Raw genomic sequence first — 19,048 nt, 5'->3', positions numbered from 1 at the left:
AGTTCTAGGTCCGGCGGCTGTGGCCGAGGGCCTGGGCGATGAGCAGGAAGCCGAGCACCAGTGCGGTGACGACCAGCAGCGGGCCGACCGCGTACATGGAGTTTGCGTCGAGGTTGGCGACGGAGCCGGAGATGATGGCGCCAAGCGATGGGCTCGGCGGCTGCACCCCGATGCCGATGAAGCTCATCGCGCCCTCGACGAACACCGCGACCGACAGCGCCAGCGCGATCTGCACGCCCAGCGGCTCGGCGGCGTTGGGCAGGACGTGCGAGCGCAGTGTCCACCAGCGCCCCGCGCCGATCACCTCGGCCGACTCGACATAGGGCAGCTCGCGGATCCGCAGCGCGGACGCGCGGGCAAGACGGCCGAAGGCGGGGATCTCCACGACAATGATGACGATGCCGACGGTGACCGCCCCGGTGCCGATGACCGCGGCGAGCGCAATGGCCAGGATCAGTGCGGGGAAGGCGAGCACGACGTCGAAGGCCCGTTGAGCGGCCACGTCCGCCCACCTGTTGAGGGAGGAGAGCAGGCCGAGCGCCGTGCCGATCGTGGCCCCGATGGCCACCGAGACGAACACGATCACGAGGTTGATCCGGATCCCATACAAGGTGCGGGTGAAGACGTCCCGGTTGACCTCGTCGGTCCCGAACCAGTGCGTCGAGCTGGGGCCGACGAGGTTGGCGCCGGGGATCTGCTCCAGCGGCCCGTACTTGGTCAGCAGCGGCGCCGCGATGCCGAGCAGCACCACGGCGACGACGAGGATCAGGCCGACCAGGCCCTGGCCCTGGCCGAACGAGCGGCCGAAGGCCGGGATTCGGATGCGGGAGCGACTGGCTGGGGCGGGGGCGAGGCTCAGGGTGCTCATCAGCGGGCTCCGATGCGGATGCGGGGGTCGAGTTTGGCGTGGACGAGGTCGGTGGCCAGTTGCGCGATGACGAACACGGCGACGGAGAACAGCAGCACCGCCTGCACCACCGGGTAGTCGCGGCCGTTGATGGCCTGCTGGACCAGCAGGCCCAGGCCCGGCCAGGTGAAGATCGCCTCGACCAGCACGGCGCCTGCCAGCAGGTGGCCCACCTGCAGGCCGAGCACCGTCACCACCGGCGGCAGCGCGGCCCGCAGCGCGCCGTGGGTGACGATGTGGGCGCGGGAGATGCCGAGCGCCTCCTGCGTGAGGACGTGGGGCTGGCGCATCTCGGTGCGCAGCGACTCCGTGAGGAACCGGGTCAGCGCGGCGGCGCTGGGCAGGCCGAGGCAGATGGTCGGCAACAGCAGATATTGGAAGGTGATGTCCGGGCGGGCCAGGAAACCGTCCGGGGGCACGCCGCCGGCCGGCAGCAGGGGGGTGAGCACGGCGAACACCAGGACCAGCAGCACGCCGGTGACGAACGGCGGCAGTGCGACCGCGAGGGTGTTCACGGAGCTGGCCAGCGTGGTCAGCCAGCGGCGCGGCCAGATCACCGACGACAACGACAGGACCAGGGCCACGATCACCGCGAAGAGCATGGCCGCGCCGGCGAGCACCACGGTGTTGAGCAATGCGGCGCCGAGCAGGTCGTTGATGGAGCCGCCCAACTGGAAGCTCTGGCCCAGGTCCAGGGTGAGGACCCCGCCAATCCAGGAGATGTACTGGCTGAAAGTCGACGTGTCGAGGCCCAACTGGTGGCGGATGGCGGCGATGGACTCGGGCGTGGCGTCGGCGCCTGCGAGGGTGGTGGCGGGATCGCCGGGGACCAGTCGCAGCAGCAGAAATATCGCCACCGACGCCAGGAACAGCACGAGCAGGGTCGACGGGAGCCTGCTGACCAAATATCGATACATGGTGATCGTCCTTAGATGCGGGCCGGAGCGGCCGTGGTCAGCTCAGGTAGGTGCCGGCGAGCAGTGGTTCGCCGCGCCGGTTCTGCGCGTAGCCGTGCACTCGCGCGGAGGTCACGGTGCGCGGCACGATGGAGGCCAGCTCGATGACGAAGAGTCCGTCCAGCAACTCCGAGTTGAGCGTCTTGTAGCGCTCGAGCGCCTCGGGGCTGGCACCGTCGGCGACGTGCCAGGCGGCCTCGGCCGCCGCGCGGTAGCTCGCCGACTCGTAGTTCGAGGCGTTGCGGCTGGCGTTGAACGGGAAGGCGCTCACGGTCAGCGTGGACGGGGTGTACTGGGCGAAGCCGTGGGTCAGCAGCCACATCCCGGGGAACTCGCCGGCGATGAGCTTGCTGATGGCGACGCTGTACTCGACTGGGACGAGATCGACGGTGATGCCGACCTCCGCGAGGTTCGCCTGGACGATCTGCGCCGCCAGCTCATACGTCGGGTTGCCCGTGGGGTAGCTCAGCGGGATCGACGGGATCTCGCCGACCTCGGCGATGAGCTTGCGGGCGGTGTCGAGGTCTCGGGCGTAGGCCTGATTCGCGGCCTCGTCATAGGCGGGCGAGCGCCTGGGCCACGGCAGCACGGCCGGGTAGGCGGCGCCGCGGTAGACCTCGTCGACGATGCGGTCCCGGTCCACGGCGTAGGCGATGGCCTGGCGCACCCGCGCATCGCTCAGGCCCGGGGCGGTCACATTGATCCCGATATAGGAGTTCGCGGCGGCGGCGTCGTTCTCGAGCACCTCGAAGCCGCCCAGCCCGCCGACGGTGTTCACATCGCGGCTCGTCAGCTCGCCGCTCACGTCGATCTGGCCGGCACGCAGGTTGGCCAGCAGGCTGTTCGTGTCAGGAATGATCTGCGCCTCGATACCGTCCAGATGCGGCTGGCCCTCGGCCCAGTAGGCGTCGTTCGCCTTGTAGACGATGGTGGAGTTCGGGGTCCGTGAGTCGAGCACGAACGGCCCGGTGCCGATGTACGCCTCGCCGGCGCGTAGCTGGTCGACGGTCTCGGAGTCGATGAGTGGGACCATCGAGAGCAGGTCGAACAGGTTGCCAATGGGCTGATCGAGGGTGAGGACCAGCGTGGTGGGGTCGCTGCTGTTATATCCGGTGATCGCGGCGGCGGTGCTGCGCAGTTGGGCGTTCCACACGGGATCGGTGTATGCGCGCAGCGAGAACTCGGCGTCGGCCGAGGTCAGCGTGCGGCCGGAGTGGTACTTCACGTCGTCGCGCAGCGTGAGCGTGTAGGTCAGCCCGTCCTCGGCGACGGCCCAGCCGGTGGCCACGGAGGGCTGCGGCTCGAGCGTGCCGGCCGAGTACTCCACCAGGCGGTCGTAAACCAGTCCGGAGTTGAGGATCTGGGTGCTGGTGGTCCCTGTCATGAGCCCGCCGGCGGTCAGGTCCTGCAGGACGCCCACCTTGAGAGTGCCGCCGTCCACCGGGGTCTCAGAGCCCGAAGTGGCTCCGCCCGAGCGCAATTCGCCAGCGGCGTTGCTGCAGCCCGCGATGGTTGCGGTGGCGACGGCGGCTAGCGCGGCGAACCGCACAAGAGTGCGCCGACTGGCGGCGGACGACGAGAAGATGCTCACAAGTTTTCCTTTAGGAGATGGCAGTGGCGATGACAATGCATTCGTCCGATCGGGCGATATCAAATGCACGGTTCGGGGCAATTAAGTGGGGAAACTCAATTGCGCAGAAATGAGGAAACATGATTCGACCTCGGCCTCGGCGAAGAATCGTCCGAGGAGAAAATCGAATCGTGTAGCCGGTGTATGGCTGGGGTGCTGCCCATAGCGGGGTGCTGGTGATTCGGTGAGCCAGGCAGGGCGTGGCGTGCTGGCCGAACAGGCTGCGCTAGTGCGGGTGTTGGGTCAGGACTGACGGCACATGGGTCGCCGCTGACAGTGCCCGTGGCAATATAGCCCTAGCATTCGGCCTCGACCAGCACTCGACGCGCGGGCCACCTGAGTGGTCTGCGTCGCGGCGGGGAGGTTGCTGGGCATGAGGATCAAAGTAGCGGCCGGCGCCGTGACCACCAAATGCCCGCGATCGTCGGACTTGGCTGGTAGCGGGACTTGGGGATGGACGCGGGCTCCTTGCCTGCGGGAACATTCCGTCAGCGTGATTCGATCTATTCGCGTCACGCTGATTTTATTGGTTTCAATCATGGTGATTATTTGTGTGTACTGGGGCGCTCTCCGGTGTTCTACTGGTGGACGTGCCGCGCGAGTCTCGCGGCGATTCCCATGAGATGAGGTTCCCCGCCCATGCCCATTCCCGAGAATGCCCGCGGCTACGAAGGTTTCGGCGGCACGGTCGGCCGCACCGCTGCTGCGTCCACCCCAAGCTGGCCCGCCGTGGCCACCGCCCCAGCCGGCGCACCCAACATCGTGGTGGTGCTCATCGACGATATGGGCTTTTCCGACATCGGACCCTTCGGCTCCGAGATCCCCACGCCCAACCTGGACCGGATCGCGGACTCCGGTGTGCGGCTGACGAATTACCACACCACGCCGCTGTGCTCCCCGTCCCGCGCGGCGCTGCTAACGGGGCTCAACCCGCACCGGGCGGGCTACGGATTCGTCGCCAACGCCGACCCCGGTTACCCCGGCCTGCGGCTGGAGCTCGCCGACGACGTGCTGACCCTGCCAGAGATCCTCCGAGACGGCGGCTACGCCACCTACGCCGTCGGCAAATGGCACCTGGTCCGCGACGCGAACCTGGGGCCCGGGCGCTCGCGGGACTCCTGGCCCACGCAGCGCGGCTTCGACCGGTACTACGGCTCCCTCGAGGGCCTCAACTCCTTCTTCCACCCCAACCAGCTGGTCTCGGACAACTCGGCGGTAGACACCGACGAGTACCCGGAGGGCTACTACCTGACCGATGACCTCACCGACAAGGCCGTCTCCTACATCAAGGATCTCCGGGCGCACGACGCGGACAAGCCGTTCTTCCTCTACTTCGCGCACGTGGCCATGCACGGGCCGCTGCAAGCGAAGGAGAGCGATATCGCCAGGCACCGGGGGAAGTACGCGGCCGGCTGGGACGAGGTGCGCGAGTCCCGGTTCGCCCGCCAACTCGCGGCCGGGCTTTTCCCCGCGGGCACCGAGGACGCGCGAAACGTGCTGGGCGGCTTCGATGTTCCCGCCTGGGACTCGCTCACCGCGGACCAGCAGGACCGCTTTGCCCGCTACCAGGAGGTGTACGCGGCGATGGTCGACTCGGTCGACCAGTCCGTGGGCCGCATCCTCGACACTCTCGACGAGCTGGGGGAGGCCGACAACACCATCATCGTGTTCACCACCGACAACGGCGGCACCGCGGAGGGCGGGCCGGAGGGCACCCGCAGCTACCTCGCGGAGTTCGCCCGCGTGGACGACCCGGCGTGGGTCGGCGACGTCCCGCACGACCCGGCGCTGATCGGCTCAGCCCGCCTGGGCGTGCACTACCCGCGCGGCTGGGCGCAGGCGTCGAACACGCCCTTCCGGTTCTACAAGGGCCAGTCCTACGCGGGCGGGGTGCGCGTGCCGTTCCTGCTGTCCTGGCCCGCCGGCTTGTCGACGGCGGAGGGGGACAACGGAATCCGCGACCAGTTCGCCTACGTCACTGACCTCGCCCCCACCCTGCTGGACCTGGCCGGGGTCGCGCGGCCTTCCGCCCGCCACGGGCTGGTCGCGAAGGGGTTCGACGGGGTCTCCGCCGCGGGGTTCCTGCGGGACCGGTCAGCGGTGACCGCGCACAACGAGCAGTACACCGAGATGACCGGCAACCGCGGCTACTACCGCGACGGCTGGAAGCTGTTGGCGCTCAACCCGACCCTGCTCGACCCCGCCGCGAGCCTGGACGAGCCGCGCTGGCAGCTGTTCAACGTGCTCCAGGACCCCACGGAGCTGCGCGACCTCGCCGCCGAGCACCCCGAGCTGGTGGCCGAGCTGGCCCAGGCGTGGGACGAGGCGGCCTGGGCGAACACCGTTTTCCCGCTGTTGGGCAACAGGGTGGGGCAGCGTCGGCGACCGGACGAGCAGCGACTGGCCCGCCCCGTCCGCATCCTCGCCGGCAGTCCGGTCCTGGAGCGCTACCGCAGCTCGCGGCTGATCGCCTACCGGGACTGGGACGCCGCCGTGGAGCTGACGGGCTTCGAGCGCGGCGACGAGGGCGTGCTGCTGGCCCACGGTGACCCGCAGGGCGGCTACCTGCTATTCGTCGAGAGCGGCCGGCTCTGGCTGGGCTACAACGCCTTTGGTGATTACACCGAGCTGGACTGCGGGCCGCTGGCAGTCGGCGCGCGGCTGGTGGAGCTGTCCGCGGCGGTGGCGCCGCATGTGCGATGGGACCTGGACGTGTTCGTGGACGGGGAGCCGACCGGAGGTGCTCTGCGCGTGCCGCAGCTCGTCGGGATGGCGCCGTGGACGGGGATCTCGGTTGGCGTGGACGCCCGCGGGCCGGTCTCCTGTGACCTGCGGGCGCGCCGCGGCGTGTTTCGCTACACTGGCGGGCTGCGTGCCGTGACCTACACGCCGGGTCCCGAGGGCGTCGCCGCCCTCGTCATCGCGGAGACGGAGCGGGCCGCCGAGGCATGGGCGGACTGAGCTCTCTGGGAGTCTGTCCAGGACGGGAACCCGGCAGACGGAGGCGGATCAGGATGACGCAGTCGCGGGAGAGTTTGGTGGGCACTGCCCTGTGCTGGGGCTGCGTGCCGGAGGCAGGGCTGGTCGAGCTCGCGACGCTGGCGGCCAGGCATGGATTCCCGGAGATCTCGGTGCGGCCCGCGCAGTACTTCCGCGCCCGACGGGAATCGGGCTGGCGCGAGCAGCTCGCGGGGACCGGGGTTTCGATCGGGGTCGTCGACGGACTGGTGGGCTATCTGCCCGGCTCCGACGGGGCCGCCGCAGACGCGGAGCGCCACGCGAGCCTCGATGGCTGTCTCGAGGCCACGGTTGACCTGGGCGCCCGCACTCTGAACGTGGCGCACTACCTCGGCGACCCCGCCGTCGAGGAGGCCGTGATGGCTGCGGAGGTCCGGGAGATCGCCGACCGCGCGGCACAGGCGGGGACCCGCATCAGCATGGAGTTCCTCCCCGGCACCGCGCTGCCGGACTTGGCCACCGCCTTGCGGATCGTAGAGCGGGCGGGCTCGCCGGCCGCGGGGGTCCTGTTCGACACGTGGCACCACCTCCGAGGCGGCGGCACCGGCGCCGATCTGGCCGGGCTCGAGCCCGGCCAGATACTCGAGGCGCAGATCAGCGGCCGCAGGACGCCAGCGCCCGGCGAGGTCTATGCGCCGATGACGGGCCGGCTCGCCCCCGGGGACGGGGATGCGCCGGTCGCGGAGCTGGTGCGCGCGTTGCGCGCGGCGGAGCCGGACCTGGTTCTCGGCCTGGAGGTCTTCACCGCGGAGCGGGGCGAGATGGATCGGCGGGTGGCGCACCTGGCCGCGGCGACCCGCAAATTCCTCGGCGAGTGACCATGCCGGCCTTCCCCCTTGGCGCTGCACGCGGTCAGTGCGAGCGAGGCGGCAGTTCTGTTGTGCGCCGCAGGATCACGGCGCTCTCGGGGTTCACACTAAGCAGCCGGGACACATCCGTGTGCCGCAGATCCCGGCACGCTTGCTGGTTCACATAGGCCTTGTCGGTGATCTCGCCGGCATCAAGATTGGGCGGCTCGGGGAGGATGAGAAGGCGTTCGACGCGGCCGGATGATCCCGTGCCGGTGGATGCGAGCGTGTCAAGGCCGACGGTGAGACGCTCGCGGAGCCAATCGTCGGGCATGCCCTCCGCCGAGCAGTGTCCCGCGTATTCGGGGTGGAGCCAAATGAGCGCCGCCGCATAGGTGTTGTCCTGTCCGCAGATGACGGCGTCGGTCAGGAGTCCTCCCATCGCGGACAACAGGTTCGGGCGCAGCGTGCCGACGCTGACGAAGGTGCCGGTGTCGAGCTTGAAATCCTCCGCGATCCGTCCGTTGAAGGTCAGCCCCAGCGCGGGATTTGCGGGGTCGACGAAGGCCACCGCGTCACCGGTCCGGAGATAGCCTTCGCTGTCGAATTCGCTGGCGGTCAGGTCGGGGCGTCCGAAGAACCCCGGCGTGACGTTGGGCCCTTTAAGCCGCAACTCGATTTTCTCGCCGTGTGGCTGAAGCTTGAGCTCGACCCCCGGCAACGGCACTCCGATGCTGTTGCTGCGGGTGATGGGGAAGTGGGTGCTGGTGGCGGCGGGAGCCGTCTCGGTCATTCCCCACGAGGTTGTCATCTGCATCGCGGAATCGTGTGCTGCGGCGAGGGCGGTCAGCCGCTCCCAGAGGGATTGGGGGAGTGCGGCCGCGGCGAAGAAGCCGAGGCGAAGATTCTTGAAGAACAACGCGGCGACGGCGTCATCGCGTTCCAGGATGGGGATCAGGGCGGCGTACCCCGCAGGCACGTTGAAGTAGATAGTGGGTTGGACATCCGCGAGATTGGCGACGGTTTGGGTGATGCCGCTGGCGCTGGGCCGGCCGTCGTCGATCCATAGGCTGCCCCCGTTGGTCAGCACCAGGTTGAGGTTGTGGTTGCCGCCAAAGGTGTGGCTCCACGGCAGCCAATCGAGCAGGATCGGGGGTTCGGCCGCGATGAAGGGCCATACCTGGCGCATCTGCTGCTGGTTCGCGCTCAGCATGCCGTGCGTGTTGAGCACGCCCTTCGGCGTCCCGGTGGAGCCCGAGGTGAACATGATCTTGGCGACGGTGTCCGGCGTGATCGAGCTGAACCGGGCCTCGACGCCGTCCCCGGGCGTCGCCTCCAGTCCGGTCAGGGCGAGGGAGCCGGGGAGATCTCCGGTCGCCGAGACGACTGTGGATTGGACCCCGATTGCCTCCACCGCGCCGCGATAGGCGGAATCCTCCGCGAAGATCATCGCGGGATGGGCCACTTCGGCCACGGCCTTCAGTTTGTGGTGGTCCTCGCTCTGCAGGGCGTAGGCGACGCTGGTCGGGACCACCGGTGCTCCCACGGTATAGGCCGCGAGCGTGAGGATCAGGTGGTCGATGCTGTTACCCGACAAGATCATGATGGGCTGATCAGCCAGTCCACGATCAAGCAGGCCTTGGGCGATCCGGTCTGCGCGGCGGCGCGCTTGCGACCAGGTACACGTGCGCCACTGCCCATCCGAGCCCCGCTGACCAATCAGGACCCGTTCGGGATGTGCTGCGGCGAGGGCTCGGAATGTGTGGACGACGCTGGTCGGATAGGGGCGCAAGGGGTCTCGGGAGGCGATCACAATGCTTCCGTCGTCGTGCTGGTCGACACTGATCGACGGCGAGGAGAACAGGGGGTGGGTCATGGTCAATCCCTTCTCGCTAGCCGCGCACGGTGTCGGACGTCCAGTCAGTGGCGCGCGTCACGTCCAGCAGTCTACTTTGGGGTCGAGGTGGCGACCCGCAGATTCCTCGGCGCGTGACCCGGCGCCGTGGGACAGTGGATCGATGGCTGACTACGGGCGTGAGTTGCAGTTCGGATACTTCCTGACACCAACCGCGGCGGACCCCGCGGCGGTGCTCCGCTCCGGGATTTTGTGCGACGAGCTGGGCTTCGACCTGATCGGCGTGCAGGACCACCCCTACCAGCGGCGCTTCCTCGACGCATGGACGCTGCTGTCCGTGCTCGGCGCGCGCACCACCCGCGTGGCCCTGTTCCCGGATGTGGCGAGCCTGCCGCTGCGCACGCCCGCGATGCTCGCCAAGGCCGCGGCGAGCCTGGACGTGTTGACCGGTGGCCGCGTCGAGCTCGGCCTCGGCGCCGGCGCGTTCTGGGACGCCATCGCCGCGATGGGCGGGCCTCGGCGCACACCCGGCGAGGCCGTCGGCGCGCTCACGGACGCCATCGAGGTGCTGCGGCTGATGTGGTCCGACGAGCGCGCCGTCTCCCACGACGGTGAGTTCTATTCGCTTGCTGGAGTCCACCCCGGCCCCGCGCCCGCGCACCCGATCGGCATCTGGATCGGCGGCTACAAGCCCAGGATGCTGCGGCTGGTCGGCGTGCAGGCTGACGGCTGGCTGCCCTCCCTCGGCTACATCGACCACAAGGGCATCGCGGAGGCCAGCGCCCGCATTGACGACGCCGCGGGCGAGGCCGGCCGCGAACCCTCGGCCATCCGCCGCATCCTCAACATCAATGGCAAGGCTGAGACCGCCGAGCTGGTGCGGTTATGCGCGGGGCTCGCCGTCGAGCACGGCATCGACACCTTCGTCCTCGACGCCGCGGACGACGACGAGCTGCGCCGGCTGGCCGGGGAGGTCATCCCGGCGATCCGGCGGCAGGTCGCCGAGAATCGAGGCGGTGCGGCGGCATTGTGACCGCGAAAATGACTGGGCTGCGGGTGATTTGGTGGATGGCTAAGTGACTCCACGTGGGGAATCGCTCCTGGCAGGGCCACGCGGCCGACGTCTTTGCCTGGAGCTCGTCAGGGATTTGGACCCGGCTATTCACAGCGCCGCCTTCGGGCTTGAGTACGGCCGTGAGCCGCCCCGACCCCACCTCGTCTCCGCGCTGGATCGGCTCTCCGCGAGAATCTTGGCCCTCGATCTGTCCGATCTCGACGACCACCGGATACTGGCCGCGCTGGGACAGGCGGTGGACTCCGCCAGATATTGGCAGCCACCCGAGGAGGCAGACGTGCTCGCGGAACACCCGGTTATCCGGTCCGCATTGGAGCCACTCTCGGAGCGGCTCGCGTCGGATCCCAGCACCCAGTGGTTCTGGGAGCCTCGCCGGGCCGAGCAGTGGGCCATCGATTGGCGATCGGAGAACGCCCGGCCGCCGCTGCCGAAGGATCCGCAACACACTCTGGCGAAGTGGGTGCGCGATGCACGCGTCGAGGAGGAATCGGCAGTGCGTGGACGGCCAGGCGGCCCCCACGCGAGTTGGACTGGGCACTGGTGGTCGATTCCGCTTGGGCTCGTCCAGACCGTCGGCCACCTGCCCGCCGCACTTGGCCTGGTGGAGGACTCCCTCGGGTGGGAGCAGGCGACGGCGATCCCCGTCCGCGGGTCCGGCCGCACGTTCGAGGTCCGCTCGGAAGCGGACTGGGTTTATCTGTGCCGGGACTTTCCACTTGAGGTCACCGCGTCCCGACGGCACGATTGGTTCCGCACGACCGGCCGTGACGGCCGATGGGTGATCCCCGATTGGGCACGTGTCGCGCACGAGTGGGACGCCGTGCACCTCACGGTCATGGCCTATCTCAGCAGCGCCACGCGCGCCCTTCAGATCGACGCCGACACCTCCTCGGTCATTGCCGGCTGGGACCCGGGCAGCACGATCTGGCTCACGGATGCTGTCGCCGAGTCTGACGGCCCGCGGCAGGATTGGCGTCTCGACGGCGCCGACGACACGTGGATTCGGGAGTCGTAGGCGCAGCTCAGCTCCGCGCCTCCGCGTCCGAGCGCGCCGCGCCCAGCTCCCACACCGGGCCGGTGATCAGCCAGATCACCGTCACGACGCCGATCGTGGGGAACACCTCCCACAGCGCCGTGGATTGGGCGTCGTCGGCGACGGTGAGCGTCAGCGCGAGCACCGCGACGGCGGTGATCGCGGCCGCCACCAGCCACCGGAAGAACAGCGCGCACTCGTGGCGAAAGGCCTCCGGGCCGTGCTTCGGCAGCTTCACCGGCGCGGGGCCGTCCGCGAACAGGTACGCGAACCGCACGTCCGCCCAGCGCACCAAGTATGCCCCGAACGCGACGCTGATCCCCAGATAGAGACCGGCGATCCGGTGCACGGTGGTGACCTCGGCACCGCCGTGCAGGTCCACGGTTACCGCGGCGATCAGGACGACGTCGAGCACTGGCACCAGCGCCAGCACGATCGCGCCTAACCGGGGCTGGCGGATCAGATAGCGGGCGGAGAGTCCGACAGCGATCAGGAGCCAGAACCCGAGCTCGCAGCCGATGATGACGGCGGTGATGTGACTGTTCATGCCATTCACCCTTGACGCGATCGCGCGTGCCCGCGTCCGCCGTCGGGACTGAAGGGCGTCATCACTTCGGAGGACGCGGCCAGTCCTGTGGTGTGGTCGAATGGATCGGTGAGCACCCGGTACACATCTGCGCTTATCGCGCTCGGCTACTTCGCCGGCGGGGCGCTGCTGTATCTGCTGGACCTGTCGGCGCTGGTTAGTGGCTACAGCGACGTCGGCTGGTGGCCGCGGCTGGTCGTCCTCGCCGCGATCTGCTGCGCCATCCTCTTACGACGCTCCCATCCCTTGCTCGGGCTGATCCTCGGCACCATCCCCCTGGTCGTCGACGCCGCACTGGGACCGTCGGTCTCGGCGTGGTTGGCGTATGGCGACCTGCTCTATGCGGCAGTTCTCGGCGGCACGCCGCTGGTGCGGCGGGTGCTCGAGCGCGGCGGCGTCACCGTGGTCGCGGCCGTCGCGGTGTGGGCGGCGATCGACATGGCGGATGTCGCGGCCGGGGTGCTGGTCGCTGGCGTCGGGACCCTGCTGGTGTTGACCCCCATCTGGTGGGCTGGCTCGCTACGCACCCAGCGTGACGCGGCCGACGCCGAGCGTGTCAAGTTCGCTGCGCTCGCCCGCGTCGCGGAGCTTGACCAGGTGGCCGCCGTCGGCTCCGAGCGGCAGCGGCTCGCCCGAGACCTGCACGACGTGATCGCCGGGCACCTGTCCGCCATCGCGATCCAGAGCGAGGCGGCGCTGCGGCTGGGGGACAAGGATCCGGCGCGCGCGATCGCGGTGTTGGCCTCGGTGCGCGCGAACAGCGTCGAGGCCCTCGGCGAGATGCAGACGATGATCGGGCTGCTCCAGAGCGAGTCCGACGCGCCCACCACGGCAGGGCGGCTGGGGGACATCGCGGTCCTCGTGGACTCGGCGCGGGCCAGCGGGTCGCCCGTGGCGGTCGTCGGAGCGCCGCCGCAAGGCTTGGACACCGACACCGACCTGACGGGATACCGCATCGTGCAGGAGATTCTGACCAACGCGACGAGGCATGCGTCCGGACGAGACGTGGAGCTGCGGTTTTCCGCGGCGGTCGACGAGCTGGTGATCACCTCGCAGAATGCGCTCGGGGACCGGCCCCATCCGGGCACTGGGCATGGGCTGCGCAACATCCGCGAGCGGGCGCTGGCAGTCGGCGGCAGGGCGTCGTGGCAGGCGTCGGACGGGCAGTGGACTATCGAGGCCGCGCTGCCGATCGCGGGCGCCCGATGAGCATTCGTGTGCTGCTCGCCGATGATCACGCCGCGATCCGCGCCGGCCTGCGGATGATCCTCGAGTCCGATGACGGCATCGAGGTCGTGGGGGAGGCGGCCGACGGCGCGGTCGCGATCGCCCAGGCACGGGCCCTGCGGCCCGACGTGGTGCTGATGGACATCCGGATGCCGGGGGTCGACGGCCTCGTCGCGACGAGGGCGATCACGGCGGAGTCGGGCGCGCGGGTCTTGGTGCTGACGAGCTTCGAGGTGGACGAGTACGTGTTCGGCAGCCTGCGGGCGGGCGCGTCGGGCTACCTGCTCAAGACCGTCTCCGCGGACGAGTTGATCCGGTCTGTGCGCGCGGTCCACGACGGCGACGGCGTTCTCGCCCCGGAGGTCACCCGCGCCGTTATCGCCGGATTCGCCTCGGCCTCGGTGCCTTTCGCTGCCGAGGTGCCGACTCCGGAGGGCCTCGACGAGCTGACCGAGCGGGAGCGGGAGGTCTTCGACTGCCTTGGCGAGGGGCTCTCGAACCGGCAGATCGCGCGTCGGCTCGAGATTGGGGAGACCACCGCCAAGACCCATGTGGCGCGGGTGCTGAGGAAGCTGGGGCTGCAGTCCCGGATCCAGGCGGCGATCATGGCGCAGGGGCGGTAGGCGCTATTCCGTCAGCCGACATTCCGTCAGCCGACGCTCCCGAGTGAGCCGAGCGCGGGCGTCGGGGTGTCGGTGGTGATGTCGAGGACGACGGGCAGCCCCACGTCGGCGCCTACGTCGTTGGACGCGGTGACGGTGAACGCGAACTGCCCGGGTTCGGTGGGGGTGCCGGACAAGACGCCGTCGAGCGAGAGTTCCATGCCTTCGGGTAGAGCGCCGCTGGTGACGTGGGTGGTCGGGATCGGCTCTCCGGTGAGGGTGAAGGTGTGGTCGTAGGATTGCCCGACGCCGCCGGCGGGCGGTGTGCCGCTGATGGTCGGCGCCTGATCGAATGCGATGACCGACACCAGGCCGCTGCCAGACTGGGCGACGTAGGCGCCTAGGCCGTCGGGGGTGATCGCAAACCCCTCAGGGCCTTTCCCCACAAGAAACGTGCTGGTGACGGCGCTGGATCCGGCGTCGATCACAGACATGGTGCTGTCGCTGTGGTTCGTGACATAGACCTGTTGGCCGTCCGGGGTGATTGCCACGTTCATGGGCTTCGCGCCGACGGGGATGGCGGTGGCTATTCCCGTGGCCACATCAATCTGGGACACCGTGTTATCGGTGTTGTTGACGACGTAGACACCGAGGCTGTCGGGCGTGACTGCCACGCCCAATGGGTCCGTGCCGACGGAGATTGTGTCGACAACCGTGTTAGTTTCCGTGCTGATCTGCGACACCGTGTTATCGATATTGTCGGTGACATAGACATGCAGGCCGTCGGGCGCGATCGCCACCTCCCGTGGGCCCGCGCCGACACGGATGGTGCCAACGACGGTATTGGTGTCGGTGTCGATCACCGAAACAGTGGCTCCGGACTGATGGACGACATAGGCATATTGCCCGTCGGGGGTGATTGCCACGGCACGGGGAATTGAACCGGTCGGGAGCTGGACGGTGGTCGCGACACTATTGGCCTCTGTGTCGATCACCGACACCGAGTGGCCGCCGTGGTTGGTGACGTAGGCGCGCGATCCGTCTGGGGTGACCGCCACCCCGTACGGAGTCCGGCCAACGTCAATGGTGGCGATGACTTCATTGGCCTCTGTGTTAATCACCGACACGGTGTTGCTGCCCCGGTTGGTGACGTAGGCGCGTTGGCCGTCGGGTGCGATCGCCACCCTGATCGGCATTTCCCCGACGGTCACCTCGGTGATGACGCTGGCGGCGGATGCGGGTCCTGCGGCGGTGAGGATGGCACCGACGATCAATATCGCGCCGCCGAGGGCCGCCGATATCCGAGATCGTCGTGCGCTCGAGGGGAACCGTTCAATTATGGACATGGTGATGTTTCCATTTCGAGTATTCCGCGTCCGGCGCGGGGCGGCCATAGAATTAGCCATACTCGACGAACATAATAGAAATTCTGAATTTATATGGACATTCGCTCTAATCTAGTTCGCAATGGTAACTACATCCTCATTTTCTGCATGCCAAGGTTTCGGAGGGATGACTGGTGTTTCGGAATTGATAGATCATTATCTTGGTGAAAATAGACGACAGCACAAGAACTGAATTGAGCTAGCCGTCGATCTCATTACGCAGTGGCGCTGGGGGCCTGGCCTGAGCTGGAGGCCGACTCCAGGCCTCGGCGGCGGACGGACACCGCCAGCACCGTGAGGACGGTCAGCCCCGCAGCTATGGGCAGGGACTCGGGCAGGAACGTCGAGGCCCCGACTGCGGTGGCCCCGCCGAGCGCGATCGCGTCGAGCACCCCGTCCCGCACCGACCGCAGAGCCAGGAACCAGAACATCACGATGAACACGGCGATCGGCACGGTGGCGACGGCGGCGGCTTGGCTCGTGCCCAAGACCGTGGCACCGGGGCTGCGAACGTCGAGCGCCATCTCCACCCCGACGGATACCGCGGCCGCGGCGGCGAACACCAGGTAGTGCCCGTAGCCCCAGCGCAGCGAGGCTCCGATTCCGCCGAGCAGGTGGTGCTGGGGCCGGTCGAAGTACAGCCACCACATGCTGGCCACGATCACCATGGCGCTGGCGGCGATCACGACCAGCGCGCCCAGGTGCTCCACCTCGTGCCGGGCGGCGATGATCGCAGTGGTCGAGGCCAGCACCGACTCGCCCAGGACGATCAGGGTGAACGAGCCATAGCGTTCGGCGATGTGCTCGGGATGGAACGGCGTCGTCGGGCCCTGGCGTTCCGCGACGGCGGGCACCGCCAGCTCGCACAGCATCAGCGCCAGGAAGGTCCACGGCTGCCACGGCTCGGGCACGGCCAGCCACGCGACCCAGCCGATCTGCACGACGGCGATACCGGCCGCGTACCCGAGCGCGACGCGGCGGCGGGGCGGGTCGGCCCGCGCCGCGCGGACCCACTGGCTGACCATCGCCACGCGCATCACCACATAGCCGACGACGACGAGGGTGAAGCTGCGGTGCTCCAACACATCCGAGATGCCGGCGGCGAGGATCAGCACGCCGGACATCTGCACCAGGGTGGTGACGCGGTAGAGCGCGTCGTCGCAGTCATAGGCGCTGGCGAACCAGCTGAAGTTCATCCACGCCCACCAGATCGCGAAGAACACCATCCCGAAGCCCACGAGCCCGCTCGCCACGTGGCCCGCCGAGATCTCGTGGTGGACTCCGGCGGAGGCGAGGCTGACCGCGACGACGAAGACCAGGTCGAACAGCAGCTCCAGGGGAGTGGCGGCGCGGTGCTCCTCGGCGGGGTCGCGCGGGCGCATGGAGGTGATCACAGCGGTCGGTCCCTTCGCCTGGGCGGGTGGAGGGTGCTGACGATACGACCGTTCGGGGCGGCGCGCAGCGCGGATGGGGGCCATGGGCACCGCGGCCCCGGCCAGAGGCCGAACGCCACGACGCCGATCATGATCGTGAGGCCGATGGCGATGAGGACCACCGGCATCCCGTTGTCGCCGCCGTTGGACACGGCGATCGCGGTGACGGCGAGGATCCCGGGAGCTGCCCGGCCTGCCGCAGGCTTGGTGTCGGCGCGGTTCGCCCGGCGGGACGTCCACCCGAGCCGCAGGCCGAGCACAAGGGGATCGACCCGAGGTAGGGCGGGGGAACTCGGGCAGCATCTCGCGGTGCAGCCCGCCGAGGCCAGACTGACGGCGACGACGAAGACCAGGTCGAACAGCAGACCCAAGGGAGCGGCGGCGGGTGGAGGTGCTGACGATACGAGGTCGCCGGTGCCAGGGGTAGGAATCTTGGCTATGGCCTTTTCCTCCGACGGCGCGCCGAGTGATGCCGCAATCGTTACCGTACCGTTATCGAATGGGGGTGATTTTTGGCTGTCTGGGGCCGGGGAATGTCAGAGGGTCCAGATAGCCTCCAGGTATCTCAAAGAACTACGAATCTTTGATCCCACGGAGGGAGGGGCGATGTCTCATCAATGGCAACTCGACGGCCTCTCCGCCGCGGAACTCCTCGACCTCGCCCACGCCTCCGTCAAGGAGTTGGCGACCCGGCAGTTCGACCATCTCGACAACCTCACCCGCCTCGACGTCGTGGAGGGGTTCGAGCGGATCAGCCGCACCATCCCCGGCATCAGCCACGAGCTGATCAACCAACTCGGCCAACAAAACGCCGCCACCGAACTTGGCGCCACGCACCTCTACATCGTGCTGTCGAAGCGTCTCCACATCACCACCGCCGACGCGAAACGACGCATCGCCAGCGCGGTCCTGTTGGGCCCCGGTGTGGGGATCGGTGGTCAGCCCATCCACGGGGAGCACGCACCCACCGGGGATGCCCAGCGCGACGGCGACATCAACACCGAGCACGCCGACGTGATCCTCAAATTCTTCAAGCGCCTCCCCACCGACATCCCTGCGGAGGAGAAGGGCAAGGCCGAGAAGCAGCTGGTCGATTTGGCTAAGCAGACGGACCCCGACGAGGTCGATGCCGCGGCCCGGCAGATCGAGGCCCACCTCAACCCCGACGGCGATCTCCCCGACGAGGAGGAGCGGAAAGGCAAAACGTATTTCCGAATGGGCCGGCAGGGTAGGGACAAGCTCACCCGCGGCTCCTTCTGCATCGACGCGGAGACACGGTCCTATGTGGAGGCGTATTTGGCGAAGGCCGGGCAGCCCGGGGTGGGGAACCCTGACGATGAGCACCCGATCTTCGACGCCGCGGACCTCGGCACAGGTGACGACCGGGCAGACCGGGCCGCGCCGACAACTGGGGGCCCGGGCGCGGGTGGAGGTTCAGGTGCGGGCGGTCGGGGTTGCCCATCAGACCCAACCCCAGCTCAGCAGGACTTGTTCGACTACTTCGCCGAGGCCGCCGCGGCCGCTGAACCGTCGGAGCAGCCCCGCCCCGCAGAACCCAGCCCGTCTCCCGACGAGCCCGCCGATTCACCGGAACCATCCACGCCCACCCCGGACGCCACTGAATCAGATGCCGCCGATGCGCCACACGATGCCGATGCGGCCGACACTGCGGACTCGTCCGCGGCCGCCAGCCGGGACCGCCGCAGCCAAGGCCAGATCTACCACGACGCGTTGAAACGACTCTTCCGCTGGGCACTCGGCGCACCCGGCCTCGGTCAGCACAACGGACTGCCCGTCACCGCGATCATCACCATGACCCTCGAACAGCTCGAGACCGCCACAGGCAACGCCATGACCGGGGGCGGCACCATGATCCCGATCCGTGAGGCCATCCGCATGGCCTCCCACTCCCACCACTATCTCGTGATCTACGACGGTGAGGGCCGGCCACTGCATCTGGGCCGCTCGAAACGGTTGGCGTCGGCGGATCAGCGGATCGTGCTCTACGCCGGGGACCGCGGCTGCACCCACCCCGGGTGCACCCGGCCGGGCTATTCCTGCCAGGTCCACCACACCGACGAGTGGGCCGAGAACGGGAACACCGATATCGAGCTTTTGGCCTTCGCCTGCCCGGAACACCACGGACTGGTCGGGCCCGGCGAGCACGACTGGGCCACCACCATCGCCCCGCCCACGAGCCGGTATCCGTTCCGCACGGTCTGGCACCCGCCGGCGTGCATCGACCCGGAGCGGCGGGGACGGGTCAATCACTACCTGTTCCCCGAGGAGTACCTGGAACCGCAGGAGGAGTTCCCCGGCCCACCCGGCTATATCCCCAAGGCTCGCAGGGTGCCCGGCGGCCAGGAGCCGCCACCGACAGCGTCACCGCAACCCCCACCAAAACGGGAATAGCCGGAGACTAGGCGGTTTCGGGTCAGTCTTGCCTGCGTGCTGCCGTCGGTATCGGGGCTGGGCTGCCGATGTCAGTGGTGGATGAGAGGGTGCCTCCTCGCAGAGGTTCTCGGGTGCTGGGACGCGTGCGGATCGAAGGGT

General features: G+C 68.6%; 15 protein-coding genes. 7 read left to right on the top strand and 8 right to left on the bottom strand.

Annotation, left to right across the window (positions count from 1 at the left end):
* Positions 1-4: 4 nt before the first annotated feature.
* From TBIF_RS07045 to TBIF_RS07035, 3 genes are read right to left on the bottom strand one after another with little or no spacing between them, the layout of a single operon-like run.
* Entirely contained in the window at positions 5-868 is an 864-nt protein-coding gene (locus tag TBIF_RS07045; protein ID WP_024794131.1) for an ABC transporter permease, read from the bottom strand.
* Positions 868-1,824 (bottom strand): ABC transporter permease, encoded by a 957-nt coding sequence (locus tag TBIF_RS07040; RefSeq protein WP_024794130.1) that lies wholly within the window; start codon positions 1,822-1,824, stop codon positions 868-870. Before TBIF_RS07040 ends, TBIF_RS07045 begins: the two co-directional genes overlap by 1 nt.
* Before the next feature lie 37 nt (positions 1,825-1,861).
* A complete protein-coding gene (locus TBIF_RS07035) occupies positions 1,862-3,454 on the bottom strand; it encodes an ABC transporter substrate-binding protein (protein WP_024794129.1) in 1,593 nt (530 codons plus the stop codon).
* A 678-nt stretch (positions 3,455-4,132) separates the two neighbouring features.
* On the opposite strand from TBIF_RS07035, the gene TBIF_RS07030 reads away from it, so the two are divergent.
* Both TBIF_RS07030 and TBIF_RS07025 read left to right on the top strand, forming a co-directional pair.
* A complete protein-coding gene (locus TBIF_RS07030) occupies positions 4,133-6,454 on the top strand; it encodes a sulfatase family protein (protein ID WP_024794128.1) in 2,322 nt (773 codons plus the stop codon).
* Positions 6,455-6,531: 77 nt separating this feature from the next.
* Entirely contained in the window at positions 6,532-7,329 is a 798-nt protein-coding gene (locus TBIF_RS07025; protein WP_158506323.1) for a sugar phosphate isomerase/epimerase family protein, read from the top strand.
* 34 nt (positions 7,330-7,363) lie between these two features.
* Here TBIF_RS07025 and TBIF_RS07020 read toward each other — a convergent pair whose 3' ends face one another.
* Positions 7,364-9,175 (bottom strand): feruloyl-CoA synthase, encoded by a 1,812-nt coding sequence (locus tag TBIF_RS07020; RefSeq protein WP_024794126.1) that lies wholly within the window; start codon positions 9,173-9,175, stop codon positions 7,364-7,366.
* 142 nt (positions 9,176-9,317) lie between these two features.
* On the opposite strand from TBIF_RS07020, the gene TBIF_RS07015 reads away from it, so the two are divergent.
* Complete coding sequence (locus TBIF_RS07015; protein WP_024794125.1) at positions 9,318-10,187, top strand: LLM class flavin-dependent oxidoreductase; 870 nt, start codon at positions 9,318-9,320, stop codon at positions 10,185-10,187.
* Between the two features lie 115 nt (positions 10,188-10,302).
* On the top strand, positions 10,303-11,244 hold the full coding sequence (locus TBIF_RS23120) for a hypothetical protein (protein ID WP_200182832.1): 942 nt from the start codon (positions 10,303-10,305) through the stop codon (positions 11,242-11,244).
* A 7-nt stretch (positions 11,245-11,251) separates the two neighbouring features.
* On the opposite strand, the gene TBIF_RS07005 is transcribed toward TBIF_RS23120, so the two are convergent.
* Positions 11,252-11,809 (bottom strand): hypothetical protein, encoded by a 558-nt coding sequence (locus TBIF_RS07005; protein ID WP_024794123.1) that lies wholly within the window; start codon positions 11,807-11,809, stop codon positions 11,252-11,254.
* Between the two features lie 108 nt (positions 11,810-11,917).
* Here TBIF_RS07005 and TBIF_RS07000 point away from each other — a divergent pair, with 108 nt between their 5' ends.
* Both TBIF_RS07000 and TBIF_RS06995 read left to right on the top strand, forming a co-directional pair.
* Positions 11,918-13,057: a sensor histidine kinase gene (locus TBIF_RS07000; RefSeq protein WP_024794122.1), complete on the top strand. Its 1,140-nt coding sequence runs from the start codon at positions 11,918-11,920 to the stop codon at positions 13,055-13,057.
* Positions 13,054-13,698, top strand: coding sequence for a response regulator (locus TBIF_RS06995; RefSeq protein ID WP_024794121.1), 645 nt, complete (start codon positions 13,054-13,056; stop codon positions 13,696-13,698). The genes TBIF_RS07000 and TBIF_RS06995 overlap by 4 nt, the downstream gene beginning before the upstream one ends.
* A gap of 26 nt (positions 13,699-13,724) precedes the next feature.
* On the opposite strand, the gene TBIF_RS23115 is transcribed toward TBIF_RS06995, so the two are convergent.
* From TBIF_RS23115 to TBIF_RS25640, 3 genes are all read right to left on the bottom strand, one after another.
* On the bottom strand, positions 13,725-15,023 hold the full coding sequence (locus TBIF_RS23115) for a beta-propeller fold lactonase family protein (protein ID WP_158506322.1): 1,299 nt from the start codon (positions 15,021-15,023) through the stop codon (positions 13,725-13,727).
* 254 nt (positions 15,024-15,277) lie between these two features.
* Entirely contained in the window at positions 15,278-16,444 is a 1,167-nt protein-coding gene (locus TBIF_RS06985) for a low temperature requirement protein A (RefSeq protein ID WP_024794119.1), read from the bottom strand.
* A gap of 8 nt (positions 16,445-16,452) precedes the next feature.
* On the bottom strand, positions 16,453-16,866 hold the full coding sequence (locus TBIF_RS25640) for a hypothetical protein (RefSeq protein WP_158506321.1): 414 nt from the start codon (positions 16,864-16,866) through the stop codon (positions 16,453-16,455).
* 235 nt (positions 16,867-17,101) lie between these two features.
* Between TBIF_RS25640 and TBIF_RS24415 the strand changes: the two genes are divergently transcribed.
* On the top strand, positions 17,102-18,907 hold the full coding sequence (locus TBIF_RS24415) for an HNH endonuclease signature motif containing protein (protein WP_024794117.1): 1,806 nt from the start codon (positions 17,102-17,104) through the stop codon (positions 18,905-18,907).
* The last annotated feature ends 141 nt before the right edge of the window (positions 18,908-19,048 follow it).

This window comes from Tomitella biformata AHU 1821 (genome assembly GCF_000524475.1).
GTDB lineage: Bacteria > Actinomycetota > Actinomycetes > Mycobacteriales > Mycobacteriaceae > Tomitella > Tomitella biformata.
Note: the sequence above shows the minus strand (reverse complement) of the source record. Positions and strands in the feature narration are given on the sequence as shown.

Bases quoted from the DNA above. Each gene is read 5' to 3' on its own strand.
- TBIF_RS07045 (WP_024794131.1), bottom strand. From the start codon at position 868: ATGAGCACCCTGAGCCTCGCCCCCGCCCCAGCCAGTCGCTCCCGCATC.
- TBIF_RS07040 (WP_024794130.1), bottom strand. From the start codon at position 1,824: ATGTATCGATATTTGGTCAGCAGGCTCCCGTCGACCCTGCTCGTGCTG.
- TBIF_RS07030 (WP_024794128.1), top strand. From the start codon at position 4,133: ATGCCCATTCCCGAGAATGCCCGCGGCTACGAAGGTTTCGGCGGCACG.
- TBIF_RS07020 (WP_024794126.1), bottom strand. From the start codon at position 9,175: ATGACCCACCCCCTGTTCTCCTCGCCGTCGATCAGTGTCGACCAGCAC.
- TBIF_RS07015 (WP_024794125.1), top strand. From the start codon at position 9,318: ATGGCTGACTACGGGCGTGAGTTGCAGTTCGGATACTTCCTGACACCA.
- TBIF_RS07005 (WP_024794123.1), bottom strand. From the start codon at position 11,809: ATGAACAGTCACATCACCGCCGTCATCATCGGCTGCGAGCTCGGGTTC.
- TBIF_RS06995 (WP_024794121.1), top strand. From the start codon at position 13,054: ATGAGCATTCGTGTGCTGCTCGCCGATGATCACGCCGCGATCCGCGCC.
- TBIF_RS23115 (WP_158506322.1), bottom strand. From the start codon at position 15,023: ATGTCCATAATTGAACGGTTCCCCTCGAGCGCACGACGATCTCGGATA.
- TBIF_RS06985 (WP_024794119.1), bottom strand. From the start codon at position 16,444: ATGCGCCCGCGCGACCCCGCCGAGGAGCACCGCGCCGCCACTCCCCTG.
- TBIF_RS24415 (WP_024794117.1), top strand. From the start codon at position 17,102: ATGTCTCATCAATGGCAACTCGACGGCCTCTCCGCCGCGGAACTCCTC.